Genomic DNA, 17,806 nt, shown 5'->3' with positions numbered 1-17,806 from the left:
ACCCGACTGACCCCCGAAGAACAACACACCGACATGCTCATCTGCGTCTCCCGCGCCACCGGCGGCCGGATCGTACTGGACCTCTAGCAACCGGTCTTCGTTCGTGCGCTAGGAGACCAAGGGTCAGTGCAGACCTGCGCGCCCGCAGCCGCTCGGGCGGTGAATATCGTCGGCGCGGGGAACCCTCCGGCGGCGATGTCCTCGGTGACGGCCGCGGACATGGTGTCGACTTCGTCCGCCGGTACCAACGAGATCACGCAGCCACCGAAACCACCGCCGGTCATCCTGGCACCGAGGGCGCCGTGGCGGAGAAGCGAGTCCACGATGAGGTCGATGTGCGGGGTAGTGATCTCGAAGTCGTCGCGCATCGACGCGTGAGACTGTGCCATCAGCGCGCCGAGACGTCGAAAGTCGCCGTCCACCATCGCTTGTGCACTGTCGAGCACGCGCTGGTTCTCGGTCAGGATGTGTCGGACGCGGCGTCGGTCGACTTCGTCCTCGATGCGGTCGAGAATGTCGTGTCCCTGCACCCGGCGTAGCGAGTCGACACCCAATAGTCGGGAAGCCCGGGTGCACGACTCTCGACGCGACGCATACTCCCCCGTCGAGTGCTGATGCGCAGCATTGGAATTGACAACGAGGAGTACCAGTCCGTGCGCAGCGAGATCGAACTCGACCGGCCGTACCGAAGTGCTGTCGAAATCGATGAGAAGCGCTCGATTCGCCTCACCGTTCAGCGAGGCCAGCTGGTCCATCAAACCGGTAGGCGCCCCGACGAAGTCGTTCTCTCCTCGCTGAGCGATACGGGCGACGGTCGACCGGTCCATGGCGGTAGCCGTCGCCGCATTCATCGCCAACAGCACCGCGCATTCGAGAGCAGCCGACGAGGACAGGCCTGCACCGATGGGCACGTCACTGCTGACCTCCATGGTCCCACCGACGACGCTGTGACCGGCCGCTGACAACGCCCAGATCACCCCTGCGGGGTACGCGGCCCAGCCTTCCACGTCTCCAGGCCGAGCAGACAAGGCGAACGAGGATCCGTCACCTTCCTCGTTGCTCCGCAGAGAAATTCGGTCCGTCCCGTCCGGTTCGAACCGAACCGTCGTTCGTTCCTCCAGCGCGATCGGCATAGCGAAGCCCAGGTTGTAGTCGGTGTGTTCACCGATCAGGTTGATTCGACCCGGAGCCTGCGCGATAACGGTGTTCATAGTGCCTTCAATCGGTCGGCCATTTGTTCCGGTGTCACGTCGGTGACGAATGCGTCCATCGCCGACTCGGAACCGGCCAGGTACTTCAGCTTCGTCTCCGACCGTCGCACCGACATCAGCTCGATGTGGAAGTACCCGTCCGCCTGCACGCCTTCGGGCCGAAACTGATGGAGTGCCGAAATATAAGGCAGCGGCGTGGGATACATTCGATCGAACCGTCCTAGCACGTCGAGATACACAGCCGTCAGAGAATCCAGTTCGGCCTCGGTGAGTTCGGTCAGGTTGTGCACGTGTCGATTCGGATAGATGTGCACCTCGACCGGCCAGCGCGCTGCGAACGGTACGAAGGCTGTGAAGTACTCGTCGGCAATCAGAATGCGTCGACCATCGTCGATTTCAGTGGCGAGAATGTCCGAGAAGAGGTTCGACGAGTGGGACTCGGCGAACTCGCGAGCCTGCCGGAGCATGGATGCGGTGCGCGGCGTCAGATACGGGTAGCCGTAGATCTGACCGTGCGGGTGCGACAACGTCACCCCGATTTCTTCGCCGCGATTCTCGAATCAGAAGACCTGTTCCACCCCGTCCATCGCCATCAGCGACTCGGTCCGCGCTCGCCATGCATCGACCACCAACCGTGCGTGGTCCTGAGTCAGGTCGGCGAACGACGCGGTGTGGTTGCTGGAGAAGCAGATGACCTCGCACCTACCGATGCCCGACGCTTCCCGCGCGTCCGTGTGCAGGGCAGGCGCGCCGTCGCCGGCGTGAGACAAACTGGGAAAACGGTTCTCGAACACGACGACGTCGTAGTCGGCCGCGGGAACTTCGCTGCGATCTCCTGCGGGTGACGGGCACAACGGACACTGATCGGCAGGTGGCTTGTAGGTCCGATCCTGCCGCAGAGCGGCGATCGCAACCCAGTCACCGGTCTGACGGTCGCGGCGGACCTCCGATTGCGCTGTCGCCGACCGCGCTGCGAGCGGCCGCATATCGGGGACAGGGCGAGCGGTGTTGCCGGGCATCGAATAGAAGAGGATCTCGCGCCCGTCGGCGAGGGCACTACGGACGGGCGGCTGGATCGTGGTCATTCCTTCTCCGTCTCGGCTACGAGAATATTCTGAACGTGCGGTGCGAGCGCCGATCGGTCGGATGCGTCGAGGCCGTCGTCGACCACGAGTGTGTCGATGTCGGCCATCCGCCCGAACACGTTGGTGCCCACTTCGCGATACTTGGTGTGGTCCGCGAGGACGAACAGTCGACGACTCGTCGCGACGAGAGCTCTATTCGTCTCCGCCTCAGCGATATTCGGCGAGGTCAATCCGGATTCGATGTCGAAGCCATGAACTCCGAGAAAGACTGCGTCGACGCGAAAGGAATGGAGCGCGGCATTGGCGATCGGTCCGACAAGTGCATCGGATGGCGTTCGCGAACCACCGGTCAGGTACACCACCGGGTTCGGCTCGTCGGGGTGTCCCGTCAACTCCTGGAAAATCGAAATGGAATTGGTGACGACGGTGATCGACGACCGGCCGTGAAGCAGACGTGCGAGTTCCAGTGTGGTCGTCCCGGCGCTGATCGCCACGGTCATCCCGTCCTCGACACTGCCCAACGCAGCGCGCCCGATAGCCACCTTCTCGGCATGCTGCCGGGCGGCCTTCGCGGTCGACGGTAGTTCGACGCCTCGGTTGGTGCGCGCGATGGCGCCGCCATGAACCTTGCGCAGAACTTCGCGGTCGTCGAGCACGTCCAGATCTCGACGAATGGTCATTTCGGAGACGCCGAGCAACTCGGCGAGTTCGACGACCTTCACTGCACCGTCGGTGCGGAGTGCGGCGGTGATCCGTGCGTGCCGCTCGGCTGCCAGCATTGGCACCTACCTCTGATTCGGGGCACGACGGCCTTGATGAATCGAACATTACCAAACAGACCTGAGCGATTTGAGGGGATCGGATGTACGCAATTGTTTGAACCTGTTACTTTGTGTTCACATCGCTCACATCAGTGAGCCAGCTCACTCACTCAGGGAGGTTGACGCGTGACGTCGACTCTTGCGGCAGAAGGCGTGCTTTCGTTCAACACGAACGCGCTGGACTACGTACTCATTGCCGTATATTTCGTGTTCGTTCTCGGGATCGGATACGTGGCCCGTCGACAGTTGTCGACGAGTCTCGACTTCTTCCTCTCCGGCCGTCGGTTACCCGCGTGGGTCACCGGCATCGCGTTCGTCTCCGCCAACCTCGGCGCCGTCGAGATCATGGGCATGTCGGCCAACGGCGCCCAACTTGGCCTGGCGACGATGCACTACTACTGGATCGGTGCCATCCCGGCGATGCTGTTCCTCGGCGTCGTGATGATGCCGTTCTACTATGGCTCGAAAGTTCGAAGCGTTCCCGAGTTCATGCGCAAACGATTCGACGCGAGAGCGCATCTCGTCAATGCCATCAGTTTCGCCGTCGCGCAGATCCTCATCGCAGGCGTCAACCTGTTCCTGTTGGCGACAGTGGTGAAAGTGCTTCTGGGCTGGTCGCTCTGGGTGTCGTTGATCGTCGCCGCGGCACTCGTTCTGACGTACACCGTCCTCGGCGGACTCTCGGCAGCGATCTACAACGAAGTACTGCAGTTCTTCGTCATCCTCGCTGCCCTGGTCCCGCTGACTATCATCGGGCTGATCAAGATCGGCGGCTGGTCCGGACTGAAGGAGAAGGTCGTCCCCACCGTCACCGACGGCACCGTGACCGCATCGACAAGCGAACAGCTCGCGTCCTGGCCAGGTCAGGCACTCAGCGGATTCGACTCCCCCATCCTGTCGGTGGTGGGAATCGTGTTCGGCCTCGGCTTCGTGCTCTCGTTCGGCTACTGGACGACGAACTTCGTCGAGGTCCAGCGCGCGATGGCCTCGAGTTCGATGTCGGCGGCCCGGCGCGCGCCGATCATCGGTGCGATACCGAAGATGTTGGTGCCCTTCGTCGTCGTGGTTCCCGGCATGATCGCGGCCGCCGCCATCGGCGACATGATCAACCTCAAGGAAAACGGTACCGGCGACATCACGTACAACGACGCGATGCTGTTGATGATGCGCGACATTCTGCCCAACGGGTTGCTGGGCGTCGCGATCGCCGGATTGATGGCCGCATTCATGGCCGGTATGGCGGCGAACATCTCCGCGTTCAACACCGTCTTCAGCTACGACCTGTGGCAGCAATACATCGTCAAGGACCGCGAGGACGGCTACTACATCACCGTCGGACGCGTGGCAACCGTCGTCGCAACGATCATGGCCATCTTCACAGCGCTGATCGCCTCGGGCTACTCCAATTTGATGGACTACCTACAGACGCTGTTCGGCTTCTTCAACGCACCTCTGTTCGCGACGTTCATCCTCGGTATGTTCTGGAAGCGCATGACGCCCGCGGCCGGTTGGATCGGACTCGTATCCGGAACCTCGGCAGCAGTGTTCGTGTTCGTGTTGTCGGAAGTCGGAGTGATCAACCTTCCAGGACAGGGCATGCCCTTCGTCGCAGCCTCCGCGGCCTTCGTCGTGGACATCGCGGTGAGCGTCGGCGTCAGCATGGTTACGCAGCCGAAACCGGCGAAGGAACTCGTCGGCTTCGTCTACTCGGAGACACCTCGGGAGATGTTCACCGACCCCGAGGATGCCACCAACCCGTGGTATCGACGCCCGGTTCCGTTAGCGGGCTTCGCATTGGGCCTCGTCGTCGTACTCAACATCGTCTTCCACTGATAGGGATCCGGACATGACAACTCCTGAGAAGAACACACCGGGGCTCGTCGCCCGACTCTTCGACATCCGATCGGTCATCGGAGTACTACTCGGCATCTACGGGATCTTGCTGACGCTGGCAGGTCTGTTCCCCTCGGCGTTCGGAAGCGAGACACACTCCTCGCCGTCCAACAACGTCGTCGACATGAGCGTCGGCACCATCGCCAACCTGTGGGTCGGTCTCGTCATGCTGGCCATCGCACTCATCTTCGGCGGCTGGGCGCTCGCCCGGCCCGCCGTCGTGGGCGAGGCAACCACGACGGATGCCGACGAGGCCTAAGACGCAGATCAGAATACGGACCGCCACGCGCCGGCCGTAAGATCGGCGATCGCCTTACCCGTGTCCTGTACTGCACCGACGCCGTCGGCCATGGTGTCTCCGACGCTCTCGTAGCCGTCTTCGAATACCCCGTCGACCATCCCTGAAGTAGCGATGCCGGCCACAGCCCCGACTCCGGCACCGAGGGCCGCACCGACCGGCCCACCGACGACAGTCCCGATCACAGCGCCGGCGGCGACCGTAGCGAGCATGCCCGAACCTCCCGACACCACGGCCTGCTTGGCGGGGGTACCGGAATAGATGTCGTACGCAATCTCGGCAACAGCGGTAAGGCCGCCGACTTTGATCGGGATCGACCGAGCCCGCGCGGCGAGATCCGCAGCGGTCTCGGTCAAGTCGTCGGCCCGGCGAGTCAACTCCCGCCCCCAATCGTAATCGTCGTAAATTCGAGCGGCGGCTATGTCCGGGCCGGCATTCATCGCCGAGTCGATGAGTGCTCGGCCACGGGCAGCGAGATCCTCGGCTCGCGCCGACAACATGCTGGAATACAGTGCGGTTCCGACCTCGACTCCGGCGGCGATCATGTCCGCACCGATGAAGAACCACTTGGCGACGAGCCCGTCGACGACGTCCTTCAATTCCTGGGCGTACCGCCGTTCGTGTTCCCGCGCAACCCCGACCGCGTCCTCGGCCGCCCGAAATGCCGGCAATAGGTCGTCGAGGATCGGCACGGCAATGGAATCTCTCAACACGAGAAGACCCGCCTTCGATGCGGCGTCTCTGGCCGCAGCCATCGCGGTCAGGGCCGCGGCCAACGCCTCTGCCGCCCCGCTCAGCCGAGAGGCGCTCTCGCTCACTGCCTCGGCGAAGACGTCCACATCCGTTGCAGTGGATGATGTTCGATGGACGAATACATCACTGGCCGGCCCGTCCCATCCCGCGTCTGCCACATTCCTGGAGGCGTACACCGCGTCCGCAGCACCCTCGATACGTGGGGCCACTGCGTGGGCGACCCAGTCGGCAATACCGTGCACCGACTCCGGTGTTCCGTCGATCCTGGTGTCGATCCCCATGTCAACGCGTCCACTGTTCGAGAGCTACCCGGTCCGCTGTCTCCAGGTCCGTATCGCGGTAGGCCGAATTCGCCTCGTGCACAGCAATTCCTGCCGCAGAAAGACCCTCGACCAGAAGTCCCGCATTGGCGAGCAACCGCGACACGATCACCAACAGCGGGCCGCTCCCGACCCCGGCGTCGGGTTCGGCCGGAATCTGTGTCGCCAATGCGTCGACATCGGACGCTGTCCTACTCAAGGTGTCCGACACCTGTTCGAGCGCTACGTGATCGACGTGGATGGTCATCGGACAACCCCGATTCGGTAGAGAGCGTCTGGCTTCATACTCGATTGGACGCGCTCGGCCGCCGATCGGTTCCACCAGTCTTCTCGGTTACGTCATTTCGATCGGGAGCAACGTCCTGATAGCCGCCCATTCGCGCTTGCTGACCCACGACGGATTCGATTGCTGCGCCGATCGAAAGACCTCCATCGACGCCAGGATAGGTACGGCGGACAAACGGGACGCGTCGATCGGGTCGGCGAAGAGGTCGATATCGGTCGGCACTTTCCAGACCGCGCCGCGGATCGGTGCGCCGGTGATACGACCCGCACCCCACAGTCCACGCGAAGCACCGCTTACCCAGAACAGGACAGGTTGGCCTGCCGCCATCAGTTCGGTCCGGTAGTTGGTGGCCACACACCACTGTTGCTGCGCTTTTCCCGTCGCAATCATCGACGTCAGATCGGTTTTGGCGGGATTGCACTTGATCACCCAAGCACCCAGTTTCGAGAGAGTGACCGAGCGCGTGTGCATACGACGATCGTAGTGTTTGAAATCAGTGCGAATTGTCAATGCAGGGTCCGAGCAGGGCAGCCCTCTGCTCGCAGCACACACGTCGACCGAAAGGCATTCGATGAGCATCAACGACGACGACATCACCACGAGCGGATCCAGCGGTGAAGGACCAGCCGACGGCGGCTCGAACCCCAACGGCCATGACGGCGGAGCCGACGGCGCTGCCGGACCCGGCGAAGGCCCAGCCGACGGCGGCTCGAACCCCAACGGTCACGACGGCGGAGCCGACGGCGCTGCCGGACCCGGCGAAGGCCCAGCCGACGGCGGCTCGAACCCCAACGCCCACGACGGCGGTGCGGACGGCACGGCTTGAGCGATCATCGCGCTGACCAGCGCGGACCGGGATACCGGTCCGCGCTCGGTCGTCTGATTTCCGTCGACGAGCGTACCTTTGTCGACGACTACTGGGGCCGAAAGCCGCTCCTCTCCCGGGGGCGCGAACTGCGTGGCTCGTTCGACGACCTGATGTCCGCGGCGTCGGTCGACGAATTGGTCTCGCACCGCGGAGTCCGAACGCCGTTCGCCCGGATGGCGAAAGACGGCTCCCTGCTCGACAAGTCGGAGTTCACGTCCTCGGGCGGATTCGGTGCCGAGATGGCCGACCAGTTGGACTCGGCAGCAGTGCTGTCGGCATTCGCCGACGGCCACACACTCGTCCTTCAGGGCTTGCACCGCCTCTGGCCCCCGCTGATCGACTTCGTTCGTGACCTCGTCGATGACATCGGCCATCCTGCACAGGTCAATGCGTACATCACGCCTGCATCGTCCACCGGATTTGCGCCGCACTACGACGTTCACGACGTGTTCGTGCTACAGATCGCCGGAGCGAAGCGATGGGTCCTCCACTCACCTGTCCATACCCACCCACTGTCGAACCAGCCATGGTCGGACCGACGGGACGCAGTCGAGGACCGTGCGAGTGAGACCCCCCTGCTCGACACCGTACTGGAGCCGGGCGACGCCCTGTACCTCCCTCGCGGTTGGATTCACGCGGCAGAAGCGCTGGGCGACAACACTATTCACCTGACCGCCGGTGTCGCATCATTCAATCGCTACGACGTCGCGAACCAGTTGTTCGGCCTGTTGCAGGACGAACCGCGGCTTCGGGAACCACTGCCGGCAGGGCTCGACCTGACGGATTCCGACTCGGTACTGCCGTACGTGGATCGAGTTCTCGACGACGTCGCGTCGGTTCTCGACGATCTCCGCGCGTCGCCGCAGGCCCGCCGCCGGATCGCCGAGCGCTTGGGCCGACGGCTCGCCGACATCACCCGTCCGGAACCGGTTAGTCCGCTACGGACGATGTCGTTCATGTCCTCCCTCGATGCAGACAGCACTGTCGTCTGGCGGCAAGGGCTGGTTGCTCGGATCAGCACCGACGAGTCCAGGGTCCACCTCGGCCTCCGGAGCAAGACCGTGTCGCTCCCGATCGAGGCCTCGGATGCGATCATGCAGTTGAATTCCGGAAAGCCCTGCAGGACTGGAGATCTTGACGGGCTGGATCAAAGCAGCGCCGTCATCGTCGTTCGCCGGCTACTTCGAGAAGGCGTCGTGGTTCCATCGACGACCAGTGCGGCTCACCGCTCGTGAATGCGTAGGTCACGTTCGACAACACTTGCCCGTCCACACCGGGCAATCCGCCGTGGGCAGGTAGCCGACGCTCTACGATGGTCGTCGTACCCGTCGACGAGGAGATGAACCATGCCCACCCGACTCAATCCGTACCTCAACTTCCGTGGCAACGCTCGGGAAGCGATGGAGTTCTACCAGACCGTCTTCGGCGGTGAACTCCTCCTCAACACGTTCGCCGATTTCGGTGCGAGCGAGGATCCGGCCGAGAAGGACCAGATCATGCACGGCCAGCTCGAGTCCCCGTCGGGCCTGACACTGATGGGTGCAGACACTCCTGCCAGTATGAACCTGAACGTGGGCGACAACATCTCCGTCTCACTGAGCGGCGAAGACGAAGCCGAGCTCACCGGATACTGGGACAAACTCGCCGATGGCGCGCAGAACACCATGGGCCTGAACGCGGCTCCATGGGGTGACACGTTTGGAATGCTGACCGACAAGTTCGGGATCAACTGGCTGGTGAACATTTCCAGCGGAGGTGCGTGACGAACGCAAGAAATGTCGGGCCCCGCATCACCGCCAGAGGTGGGCGCGGCGCTCGATAGCGCGAAGGTACCGTTAGTTGTGTGAACGAACTCGACGGTCGACGCATATCCATCGCGGCAGCTGCAGGACTCGCAGCGGCAATGGGCGTCGGTCGCTTCGTATTCACCCCGATCCTGCCCATCATGGTCGAGTCAGCGGGTGTGACACCAAGCAGCGGTGCGGTCATCGCGACCGCGAACTACGCCGGGTATCTCTTGGGCGCCGTGGCACTCTCGATCCGCCCCGGACTGAACAGCACATCCGCGTTCAGGTCGTGGGCTGCGATTCTCGTCGCCAGCGAGGTCGCAATGGCGTTCGTGGACAATACCTTTGCATTTTCGCTCCTGCGTTCGGTTGCCGGATTGGCGAGTGCCGTTGTGTTCCTCGCCTGTGCGAGTACCGTCGCCAAGCAGGTCGGTTCTTCCCCCGGCATCACGTTCGGCGGTGTCGGGGCAGGCATCACCGCCTCGGGAATTCTCACACTCGCTGCGGCACCGCACCTTTCATGGCAGGCGCTGTGGATTGCGTCCGCAGTATTGACGGCAGTCCTGATCGCGCCGGCCCTGACTCTGCGCATACACGCAGAATCTCACCTGCCCGATGATGACGCCGGTCCGTCCGCTCGGCAGCGGCTGATCTGGCGGGTCCTGCTGACTGCCTACTTCTTCGAGGGTCTCGGCTACATCATCGTCGGCACCTTCCTCGTGGCCGCAGTCGGCGGGCACGGTGATTCCTCGGTCGGTCCGGCAGTGTGGATCGTCGTCGGCCTGTCTGCAGTTCCCGCGACCGTGCTGTGGCAGGCCATCGCTCGTCGAATCACGATGCGGCGCGCACTCGTTGCGGCGTTCTCGCTCCAGACGCTCTCTGCCCTGCTACCTGCCCTGTCCGAGAGTTCCGGAGTCGCCGTAGTTTCGGCCGTACTCTTCGGCGGCACGTTCATGGGCATCACGATGCTCACGCTGAGCACCGCAGCCAGACTGCCAATCGGACGAACGGCGGCAACGTTGACTGCGGTCTACGGCGTCGGGCAGGTTCTGGGACCACTCGTGGTAGCGCCTGCCCTCGGCAACTCCTACAAGGTCGCCTTCGTCGTCGCGACGGTCGTCCTGGCGCTGGGTACCGTCGGAGCCGTTGCGGCCGCGCGTCTGCACGCACCGAGGTAGCGGCCCCGGTCTGCTCATTCGCCGATCTGCATCACAGTAAAGATTTGCTATGCCACGGGTCACACATGGGATACTGTATGTGCACAGAGAGCAACGCTGTTGCACACAGTGCAACACATTCACTCGGAGGCACCCTTTGAGCACTTCAACAACTCGTCCGATGCGCATACTCGTCAGCGGCGGAGCAGCAGCAGCGATCCTGATCGGATCGGTCACCGGATGTGCGGATCGATCCGGAGGCGGCTCCGCGGAGGAGGACTTCCCCAGCGGGAACATCACCCTGCTCACCCCGACGGCGGCCGGCGGAGCGACCGATCTGACGGCTCGCACACTGGGCAAACAGATGGAAGCCGACCTCGGCGTCAGTGTCATCGTCGAAAATCGCCCTGGCGGTGCAGGGTCGATCGGCATGCAGTACCTCGCCGACCAGAGCGCGGACGGCTACACCATCGGCGTCCTGCCGGTCGAGGTCAGCCTGCTCGGCCACCAGGGATACTCGATCGACCCTGCGGCGTACGACTTCCTGGGCCAGGTCAACTCCCAACCCGGCACCATCGCAGTCCCGGCGAACAGCCCGTACCGAACGCTCGATGACCTCATTGCCGCTGCCAAGGCCGACCCGGGCGCGATCACCGTCTCCAACGCGGGTCCTGGATCTATTTGGGAGGCAGGCGCAGTCGAACTCGGACGAGTAGCGGACGTCCAATTCACCGGGGTACCTTTCGACGGCGGCGCGCCCGCGGTCACCGCAGCAATCGGGTCGCAGGTCGACGCAGTCGTCGCCGGAATCGGTGAAACCGCCCCCGCGCACGCCGACGGTCGGCTACGCGTCCTGGCCGTGTTCACCGAGGAGCCGGCACCTGCCTTGCCCGGTGTGCCTACGGCAACCGAACTCGGCCTCGACGTAGTGATCGGCAGCTGGGCCGTCATCGCCGCACCGACCGGACTTCCGGAAGCCACGGCCACGCGCCTCGAAGAGTCCATCGAATCTGCCTCCGCCACCGACGAATACATCGATCTCATCGAATCCGGCGGCAATCTTCCCCTTTACCGTTCTGCTGCCGAGACCACCACGTTCGTCGGAACCGAATCGGATCGATTCGAACAGTTGGCGGCCCAGGAATGACCACCCAGGACATCGGCGTGAGCACCGACGACCTGCCAGGAAACGATCGGCCCAGCGGAAGACGCCCGAACAGCAGGGTGTACGAGGTCGGGATCGGGCTCGCCGTGGTGATACTCGGCGCTGCGGTCTACGTCATGACGAACCGAATCGACGTTGCCCGTGAGGGGCAGTCCTTCGGTCCCCGGTGGTGGCCGACGGCTCTGGCGGTATCGATGGTCGTGATCGGCATGATTCTGATCGTGCAGGCAGTGATCAGTCGCATTGTCTCGGACGAACCGCCCATCACGACTTCCGGAGCGTTCGCTCTCTCAGCGACGCTGGCGCTCATCGCGGTGTACGGAATTGCGTGGCAGTACTTCGACTTCCGCGTCGTGACGGTGGTGTTGCTGGCCGGACTCACTGCGATATCCGGCGGACGGGGCATCAAGGCGCTCGTCGTGTTCCCGGTGATCACCACGGTGATCCTGTGGGCGATATTCGGTCTGCTCTTGCAGGTACCGCTGTGAACGCGGTTACCGAGGGGTTGAGCGCGCTCCTCGACCCCAGTATCGGCGTGTGCTTGCTCGTCGGTGTTCTGCTCGGCACTCTCGTCGGCGCCGTTCCCGGCATCACCGCGGCAATGGCCGTTGCACTTGCCGCGGGGTTCACCCTGACGCTGGAGCCGCTCCAGGGTCTGTCCGTTCTCCTGTCGATCTACGTCGCAGCACAATTCGGCGATCGTGTTCCGTCCATCCTGATCAACACGCCCGGCACCCCGGCCTCGATCGCAACCACGTTCGACGGCTTCCCGATGGCGAAACAGGGCCGAGCCGGAATCGCGCTCACCAGTTCCGCGCTGGTATCAGCAGTGGGATCCGTCGTCGGAATCTGCATTCTCATATTCGCCGCTCAACCCATCGCGAGCATCGCTCTTCGATTCGGGCCCGCCGAGATGTTCGCACTCGTCGTCTTCGGAATGACCATGATGATCGGCGTACCCGATGGTCGCGTCGTCAAAGGTCTGTTCGCGGGTATTCTCGGGTTGCTCCTGGGTACTGTCGGCCGCGACCCGATCACCGGCGACGGCCGATTCACGTTCGGCCTGAACGAGCTCAGTTCCGGTATCCCGTTCATTGCCGCGATCGTGGGACTGTTCGGAATCGCCGAGGTGTTCAACCAGATGATCAGCCGTCACCCGACCATCGTCCCGGCGCCGATTACGCAGCTCGGCAAGTGGTGGCCGAACCGTGCGGAACGGCGTGAACTGGTCAAGCCGGCTCTCATCGGATCCGGAGTGGGCGCAGTGGTCGGTGTCGTGCCTGCCGCCGGTGGCGACATTGCCGGTATCGTCTCGTGGGACCAGGCTCGACGCGCATCGAAGACTCCCGAGAAGTTCGGGAAGGGTTCGCTCGAAGGTCTCGCCGCAGCAGATACGGCCAGCACTGCAACTATGGGCGGGTCACTCACCACAACACTCGCTCTGGGTGTGCCGGGCGATGCTGTCATGGCTGTGATGATCGGTTCGATGGTGATCTGGGGCCTCCAGCCAGGGCCCGCGTTGTTCGTCGATTCGCCGGACCTCGTCTACAGTCTTGCCGCGATCATGTTGCTCGCGACCTTCGCCGCGCTGGCTCTCGCCCTGGTGCGTATGCGCGGTGTGATCAAACTTCTCGACCTACCCCAAAAGTACTTGTGGGCAGTCATCATCACCTTCTGCATGGTCGGAACGTACGCAGTCCAGAACAGCGCATTCGACGTCGGATTGATGCTTGTGTTCGGGCTTCTCGGATTGGCATTGCGGCGCAACGGGTTTCCAGCAGGACCCCTGGTCCTGGGTCTCATCCTCGGCCCGCTTGCCGAGAGCAACATCCGTCGCGCGTTCCTCATCGACGGCGCCGCCAGCATCTACACCAGCGGCATCGCCGTTGCGCTCCTGGTGCTCAGCGCACTCGCGGTGCTGGGGCCGTACATCCGCACGGGGCTGAAGAAGGGTCTGCGGCGAGGAGCCGAGGAGAGAGTCGATGCCTGAGATCCTGTGCATCGGAGAGACCATGACGCTCATCGCGCCCGTCGATGCGACACCGTTGGCATCCGCCGATCTGTTCACCCTGCACATGGGTGGCGCCGAATCCACTGTTGCGCTGTATCTCGCAGAACAGGGACACAGCGTCGCCTGGGCCAGCAATGTGGGGAACGATCCACTCGGACGACGTATCGTCGACGAAATCGCGGCACACGGCGTCGACACCAGCTACGTCACGACCCTCGACACCGCCCCCACCGGCGTCTACTTCAAGGATCCCGACGATGGCGCAACGACGGTTCACTATTACCGACGCGGGTCTGCTGCCTCACTGATGTCTCCCGCAACGCTCGACGGTCTGCCGCTGCGCGAGGTGTCTATCGTGCATGTTTCTGGAATCAACGCCGGTTTGTCCGATACGTGCGCGGCGATGATGCATGCGTTGTTCGACCTCTGCGAGGGATCACCGACGCGAATATCCTTCGACGTCAACTACCGACGCGGTGTGTGGGAAGTCGAACGCGCGTCGCCGATACTGCTCGACCTCGCTCGGCGAGCCGACATCACGTTCGTCGGGCGCGACGAAGCTGCCGAGCTGTGGGGAACCACGGACGCACACTCGATCTCGGCACTGATCGGGATCGAACATCGCCAGGGGCGCACGGTGGTGGTCAAGGACGGCGACGTCGGCGCCACCGAGTTCACCTCGTCCGGAACAGTGTTCGTTTCGGCGCACACGGTCGACGTGGTCGAAGTCGTCGGTGCAGGCGATGCGTTCGCCGCGGGATACCTATCGGGGTTGTCGAGCGGCAAGGATGCCCACGGACGGCTGACGATGGGGCACGATCTAGCAGCACGGGCGTTGTCGAGCACCAATGACTTCGTCCCAGCCGCCGGCCTCGACGCATGATCGAGCCGACCTCACTTCCGAAGGAGCATTCGAGTGTCGCAGAGCGTGGAACGCGCCGTCGAGATCTTGGAATTCGTCGCCCTTGCGCCGAGGACTCAGAGCGAAGTCGCCGCTCACCTCGATGTTCACCGGTCAACCGCGCTGCGTGTGCTGCAGACGCTGACCGACTACGGCTTGACGCGGAAGCGTGAGGACGGGAAATACAGCGTCGGGTATCGGCTCGCCGGACTCGCCAACGCGGCACGGGAACAGTTCGACTTCGCCAACGTGGCCCGTCCCTACCTGGTCCGCCTGGGTGAGCAGTGCTCACACACCATTCACCTGGCAGCGCTCGAGGGACGCCGAATCATCTACGTCGACAAGATCGAACAGCCGGGGATGATCAAACTGTTCTCCCAGATCGGCGCATCCGTCTGTCTGCACACCGCGGGTGTCAGCAAGGCGATTCTCGCCTTCCAGACACAGGATGTAGTCGACTCCGTCATGGCTGCTGCTGATTTCGAGAGACACACATCGACGACGATCACCTCGCGCAGTCGCTTCGATGCCGAACTAGCCGTCGTCGCCGAACGTGGTTGGTCCGTCGACGATGCAGAGTACGAGGACTACGTCAACTGCATTGCCATGCCCGTGCGCGACGCGAGCAATCGCGTCGTCGCCGCTGTATCTGTCACTTCTCTCAAGGGTCGCGCCGACCTTGCGGCCCTGGAACTACTACTGCCCGATCTACGTGCAGTAACCGACAACGTTTCGAAGGAGCTCGGATGGAGACCATGAACGCGTGGTTCGACGAAGCATTCACTTCGGCACCGGTGATGGCGATTCTGCGCGGATTCTCCCCCGCCCGAACCGTCGAACTCGCCCAACGTGGGTGGGACGCAGGAATCAACTGTATCGAAGTACCCATTCAAACTCCAGCCGCTCTTGCGGCTTTGGACGCAGTTGCCGCAGCCGCAGCAGAACGCGGCATGACGGTTGGAGCCGGAACGGTCGTGACAACGGAACTCGTTGCCGTTGCACAAGCATCAGGTGCATCGTTCACCGTTGCGCCCGGCTTCGATCCTGTTGTCGCACAGGCAAGTATCGACGCGGGGATGCCACATCTACCCGGCGTCGCGACCGGAACCGATGTTCAGAATGCGGCCGCGTTCGGACTGGGCTGGGTGAAGGCCTTCCCCGCATCGGTGCTCGGCGCAGACTGGTTCGCGGCGATGAAGGGACCGTTCCCCGAGCTGCGATTCGTCGCGACCGGTGGCATGAACGCTCGCAATGCGCCCGCCTATCTCGGAGCAGGCGCTGATGTCGTCGCTGTCGGATCGGCGCTCGAAGACGATTCCCAGATCGAACTGCTCACCGACCTTTTCGTATCTCGATAGGAGCCTCACCCGCATGCCTTCCCATCTCACCGATGCCTACACCCCGGCCCCGACTCGGTACGACACAATGGAGTATCGGCCCGTAGGCAACTCCGGCCTTCTACTTCCCGGCGTCTCACTCGGAATGTGGCACAACTTCGGCGACGACACCCCCATCCAGAAGCAGCGTGAGATCATCCGCGCTGCATTCGATCTCGGCATCACTCATTTCGATCTGGCCAACGGCTACGGTCCTCCGATGGGCTCGGCCGAGAAGAACGTCGGGCGTATCCTCGCCGAGGACTTCGCGGATCTCCGCGACGAGATCGTGGTCTCGACCAAGGCGGGCTACGACTTCTTCCCCGGCCCATACGGACGCGGAGGCGGGGTTAAGTACATGCTCGGAAGCCTCGACCACTCACTCACCAGTACAAGACTCGACTACGTCGATATCTTCTACAGCCATCGATACGATCCAAATACCCCGCTCGAAGAAACCGCACGCGCACTCGACTCGGCGGTCCGCTCCGGAAAGGCACGCTACGCCGGGATCTCGTCGTATTCCGCCGCCCGAACCCTCGAAATCGCGCGGCTCATGCGGGAACTCGGAACTCCGCTGGCAATCCACCAACCGTCGTACTCATTGCTCAATCGCTGGGTCGAAGATGGTGAGCCGTCCTTGCTGCACACCTTGGCCGACGAGGGCATCGGCTGCATTGCGTTCTCGGCACTCGCTCAAGGTCTGCTGACTACGAAGTATTTGAACGGCATTCCCGAAGGGTCACGCGCAACTCAGGGAAAGACGCTGCGCGACGGCATGCTCTCGGAGAGCAATCTGCACAACGTCGCCGCGCTGAACAAGATCGCCGAGCGTCGAGGACAACCGCTCGCTCAGATGGCACTCGCCTGGGTTCTCCGGAAGCCGCAGATCTCGTCGGTACTGGTCGGTGCGTCGCGCCCGAGCCAGCTGGCAGACAGCGTGCTCGCGCTGCAGAGCCCAGAATTCACTGCGGACGAACTGGCTGAGATCGACGAGTTCGCCGTCGACGGAGAGCTGAACATCTGGCTCGCGTCCTCGACCGCATGAGCACTGCGGGTCTGGACGCGGTGACCGCCGACGAGCAGGCCGTCCGTCTCCGCAGGTTCGACTACGACGACGCGTGGGCCCTCGGGTGCCGGATGCGCGAGGCCGCCGCGGTCCACGGTTTGCCGCTGGTCATCGGGATCGTTCACGGCGATCAGCGTGCTTTCCACGCGGCATTGCCCGGCTCGTATCCGGAGAACGACCACTGGCTGACTCGAAAGTTTGGATCTGCCAAACGATACGGACGAAGCTCGATGGGTGTGCTCGAGTTCTTCGTTGCCACGGGCCGTGACTTCGACACCCAGTCGCACCTTCCGACCGAGCAGTTCGCCGCAGCGGGAGGGGTCGTGCCGATCATCGTGACGGGCGTCGGGATAGTGGGATACGTGGGGGTCTCCGGGCTCCCGCATCGCGACGACCACGCCTTCGTCATGGAGCAGTTGAGGGCATTTGCTGCAGTCGCCTGAATTTCTGGGTGTGCTGGGTCATCGCTGAGCGACACCCGCGTTGGGGGCCTGTACGACTCCGTTGTAGCCACCAACCTTGCGCCCGAACGACCACTCTCCGTCTTTTCCGCACACCAGCACACCGTTTCGATCGCCCGGGTGGGCGTAGGTGACCGTCTCGTTGCCGTTGGAATCGGTGTTGACGATGGGGCATCCCCTACCCGGTCCGTTGACCGGATCGATCGGTTCGGCGTGGGCGAGCGATGCACCTGCGCCCGTCACGAAGGCTGCGGCTGCGAGTGTGGCGGTGATTCGGCGAATGTTCATGGGGTGATCTCCTTTGGTCTGCTCTGCTGGACAAGAACAACTTTCGTCGAACCCGG

General features: G+C 63.2%; 20 protein-coding genes and 1 pseudogene. 14 read left to right on the top strand and 7 right to left on the bottom strand.

Features of this window, described 5'->3' with window-relative positions:
• Nucleotides 1-83: 83 nt before the first annotated feature.
• From A2J03_RS19490 to A2J03_RS19480, 3 genes and pseudogenes are all read right to left on the bottom strand, one after another.
• A complete protein-coding gene (locus tag A2J03_RS19490; RefSeq protein ID WP_068377268.1) occupies nucleotides 84-1,211 on the bottom strand; it encodes a galactokinase in 1,128 nt (375 codons plus the stop codon).
• A pseudogene (gene galT / locus A2J03_RS19485) lies at nucleotides 1,208-2,296 on the bottom strand (galactose-1-phosphate uridylyltransferase). The gene A2J03_RS19490 and the pseudogene galT overlap by 4 nt, the downstream one beginning before the upstream one ends.
• On the bottom strand, nucleotides 2,293-3,075 hold the full coding sequence (locus A2J03_RS19480) for a DeoR/GlpR family DNA-binding transcription regulator (protein WP_068377264.1): 783 nt from the start codon (nucleotides 3,073-3,075) through the stop codon (nucleotides 2,293-2,295). The pseudogene galT and the gene A2J03_RS19480 overlap by 4 nt, the downstream one beginning before the upstream one ends.
• Before the next feature lie 168 nt (nucleotides 3,076-3,243).
• Between A2J03_RS19480 and A2J03_RS19475 the strand changes: the two genes are divergently transcribed.
• Nucleotides 3,244-4,950 (top strand): sodium:solute symporter family protein, encoded by a 1,707-nt coding sequence (locus A2J03_RS19475; protein ID WP_442971377.1) that lies wholly within the window; start codon nucleotides 3,244-3,246, stop codon nucleotides 4,948-4,950.
• A 13-nt stretch (nucleotides 4,951-4,963) separates the two neighbouring features.
• Entirely contained in the window at nucleotides 4,964-5,269 is a 306-nt protein-coding gene (locus A2J03_RS19470; protein WP_068377260.1) for a hypothetical protein, read from the top strand.
• Between the two features lie 8 nt (nucleotides 5,270-5,277).
• On the opposite strand, the gene A2J03_RS19465 is transcribed toward A2J03_RS19470, so the two are convergent.
• From A2J03_RS19465 to A2J03_RS19455, 3 genes are all read right to left on the bottom strand, one after another.
• Nucleotides 5,278-6,342: a hypothetical protein gene (locus tag A2J03_RS19465; protein WP_068377259.1), complete on the bottom strand. Its 1,065-nt coding sequence runs from the start codon at nucleotides 6,340-6,342 to the stop codon at nucleotides 5,278-5,280.
• Between the two features lies 1 nt (nucleotide 6,343).
• Entirely contained in the window at nucleotides 6,344-6,628 is a 285-nt protein-coding gene (locus tag A2J03_RS19460) for a hypothetical protein (RefSeq protein WP_068377257.1), read from the bottom strand.
• Between the two features lie 87 nt (nucleotides 6,629-6,715).
• Nucleotides 6,716-7,138, bottom strand: a complete 423-nt coding sequence (locus tag A2J03_RS19455) for a hypothetical protein (RefSeq protein WP_068377254.1) — start codon at nucleotides 7,136-7,138, stop codon at nucleotides 6,716-6,718.
• 100 nt (nucleotides 7,139-7,238) lie between these two features.
• Between A2J03_RS19455 and A2J03_RS19450 the strand changes: the two genes are divergently transcribed.
• The 12 genes from A2J03_RS19450 (at nucleotide 7,239) to A2J03_RS19395 (ending at nucleotide 17,444) form a co-directional block, all read left to right on the top strand.
• Nucleotides 7,239-7,493 carry a BatC protein gene (locus A2J03_RS19450; RefSeq protein ID WP_068377276.1) on the top strand — a complete coding sequence of 85 codons (255 nt, stop codon included), beginning with the start codon at nucleotides 7,239-7,241 and terminating at the stop codon, nucleotides 7,491-7,493.
• Nucleotides 7,490-8,770, top strand: a complete 1,281-nt coding sequence (locus A2J03_RS19445; protein WP_068377251.1) for a cupin domain-containing protein — start codon at nucleotides 7,490-7,492, stop codon at nucleotides 8,768-8,770. Before A2J03_RS19450 ends, A2J03_RS19445 begins: the two co-directional genes overlap by 4 nt.
• Nucleotides 8,771-8,881: 111 nt before the next feature.
• Nucleotides 8,882-9,298 (top strand): VOC family protein, encoded by a 417-nt coding sequence (locus A2J03_RS19440; protein ID WP_068377250.1) that lies wholly within the window; start codon nucleotides 8,882-8,884, stop codon nucleotides 9,296-9,298.
• A gap of 140 nt (nucleotides 9,299-9,438) precedes the next feature.
• Nucleotides 9,439-10,500: a YbfB/YjiJ family MFS transporter gene (locus A2J03_RS19435; RefSeq protein ID WP_442971378.1), complete on the top strand. Its 1,062-nt coding sequence runs from the start codon at nucleotides 9,439-9,441 to the stop codon at nucleotides 10,498-10,500.
• Between the two features lie 136 nt (nucleotides 10,501-10,636).
• The gene (locus A2J03_RS19430) at nucleotides 10,637-11,626 is read left to right on the top strand and encodes a tripartite tricarboxylate transporter substrate binding protein (RefSeq protein WP_231912620.1); all 990 of its coding nucleotides are present in this window, start codon (nucleotides 10,637-10,639) and stop codon (nucleotides 11,624-11,626) included.
• The gene (locus A2J03_RS19425) at nucleotides 11,623-12,132 is read left to right on the top strand and encodes a tripartite tricarboxylate transporter TctB family protein (protein ID WP_068377241.1); all 510 of its coding nucleotides are present in this window, start codon (nucleotides 11,623-11,625) and stop codon (nucleotides 12,130-12,132) included. Before A2J03_RS19430 ends, A2J03_RS19425 begins: the two co-directional genes overlap by 4 nt.
• Complete coding sequence (locus A2J03_RS19420; protein ID WP_068377240.1) at nucleotides 12,129-13,634, top strand: tripartite tricarboxylate transporter permease; 1,506 nt, start codon at nucleotides 12,129-12,131, stop codon at nucleotides 13,632-13,634. The genes A2J03_RS19425 and A2J03_RS19420 overlap by 4 nt, the downstream gene beginning before the upstream one ends.
• Nucleotides 13,627-14,538, top strand: a complete 912-nt coding sequence (locus tag A2J03_RS19415) for a sugar kinase (RefSeq protein WP_068377238.1) — start codon at nucleotides 13,627-13,629, stop codon at nucleotides 14,536-14,538. The genes A2J03_RS19420 and A2J03_RS19415 overlap by 8 nt, the downstream gene beginning before the upstream one ends.
• Before the next feature lie 33 nt (nucleotides 14,539-14,571).
• Nucleotides 14,572-15,315, top strand: a complete 744-nt coding sequence (locus A2J03_RS19410; protein ID WP_068377231.1) for an IclR family transcriptional regulator — start codon at nucleotides 14,572-14,574, stop codon at nucleotides 15,313-15,315.
• Nucleotides 15,303-15,914, top strand: coding sequence for a bifunctional 4-hydroxy-2-oxoglutarate aldolase/2-dehydro-3-deoxy-phosphogluconate aldolase (locus A2J03_RS19405; RefSeq protein ID WP_068377226.1), 612 nt, complete (start codon nucleotides 15,303-15,305; stop codon nucleotides 15,912-15,914). The genes A2J03_RS19410 and A2J03_RS19405 overlap by 13 nt, the downstream gene beginning before the upstream one ends.
• Nucleotides 15,915-15,927: 13 nt before the next feature.
• Nucleotides 15,928-16,980, top strand: a complete 1,053-nt coding sequence (mgrA, locus tag A2J03_RS19400) for an L-glyceraldehyde 3-phosphate reductase (protein ID WP_068377224.1) — start codon at nucleotides 15,928-15,930, stop codon at nucleotides 16,978-16,980.
• On the top strand, nucleotides 16,977-17,444 hold the full coding sequence (locus A2J03_RS19395) for a heme-degrading domain-containing protein (RefSeq protein WP_231912619.1): 468 nt from the start codon (nucleotides 16,977-16,979) through the stop codon (nucleotides 17,442-17,444). Before mgrA ends, A2J03_RS19395 begins: the two co-directional genes overlap by 4 nt.
• Nucleotides 17,445-17,462: 18 nt before the next feature.
• Here A2J03_RS19395 and A2J03_RS19390 read toward each other — a convergent pair whose 3' ends face one another.
• The gene (locus A2J03_RS19390; protein ID WP_068377219.1) at nucleotides 17,463-17,750 is read right to left on the bottom strand and encodes a hypothetical protein; all 288 of its coding nucleotides are present in this window, start codon (nucleotides 17,748-17,750) and stop codon (nucleotides 17,463-17,465) included.
• Nucleotides 17,751-17,806: the final 56 nt, after the last annotated feature.

The organism is Rhodococcus sp. EPR-157, assembly GCF_001647195.1.
Taxonomy (GTDB): Bacteria; Actinomycetota; Actinomycetes; order Mycobacteriales; family Mycobacteriaceae; genus Rhodococcoides.
The sequence above is the reverse complement of the archived record's forward strand: the minus strand, read 5'-3'. Positions and strand labels throughout refer to the sequence as shown.

Coding starts and splice junctions, on each gene's coding strand:
- A2J03_RS19405 (WP_068377226.1), top strand. CDS start 15,303: ATGGAGACCATGAACGCGTGGTTCGACGAAGCATTCACTTCGGCACCG.
- A2J03_RS19440 (WP_068377250.1), top strand. CDS start 8,882: ATGCCCACCCGACTCAATCCGTACCTCAACTTCCGTGGCAACGCTCGG.
- A2J03_RS19415 (WP_068377238.1), top strand. CDS start 13,627: ATGCCTGAGATCCTGTGCATCGGAGAGACCATGACGCTCATCGCGCCC.
- A2J03_RS19455 (WP_068377254.1), bottom strand. CDS start 7,138: ATGCACACGCGCTCGGTCACTCTCTCGAAACTGGGTGCTTGGGTGATC.
- A2J03_RS19395 (WP_231912619.1), top strand. CDS start 16,977: ATGAGCACTGCGGGTCTGGACGCGGTGACCGCCGACGAGCAGGCCGTC.
- A2J03_RS19435 (WP_442971378.1), top strand. CDS start 9,439: ATGGGCGTCGGTCGCTTCGTATTCACCCCGATCCTGCCCATCATGGTC.
- A2J03_RS19450 (WP_068377276.1), top strand. CDS start 7,239: ATGAGCATCAACGACGACGACATCACCACGAGCGGATCCAGCGGTGAA.
- mgrA (WP_068377224.1), top strand. CDS start 15,928: ATGCCTTCCCATCTCACCGATGCCTACACCCCGGCCCCGACTCGGTAC.
- A2J03_RS19425 (WP_068377241.1), top strand. CDS start 11,623: ATGACCACCCAGGACATCGGCGTGAGCACCGACGACCTGCCAGGAAAC.
- A2J03_RS19480 (WP_068377264.1), bottom strand. CDS start 3,075: ATGCTGGCAGCCGAGCGGCACGCACGGATCACCGCCGCACTCCGCACC.
- A2J03_RS19390 (WP_068377219.1), bottom strand. CDS start 17,750: ATGAACATTCGCCGAATCACCGCCACACTCGCAGCCGCAGCCTTCGTG.
- A2J03_RS19490 (WP_068377268.1), bottom strand. CDS start 1,211: ATGAACACCGTTATCGCGCAGGCTCCGGGTCGAATCAACCTGATCGGT.
- A2J03_RS19460 (WP_068377257.1), bottom strand. CDS start 6,628: ATGACCATCCACGTCGATCACGTAGCGCTCGAACAGGTGTCGGACACC.
- A2J03_RS19470 (WP_068377260.1), top strand. CDS start 4,964: ATGACAACTCCTGAGAAGAACACACCGGGGCTCGTCGCCCGACTCTTC.
- A2J03_RS19465 (WP_068377259.1), bottom strand. CDS start 6,342: ATGGGGATCGACACCAGGATCGACGGAACACCGGAGTCGGTGCACGGT.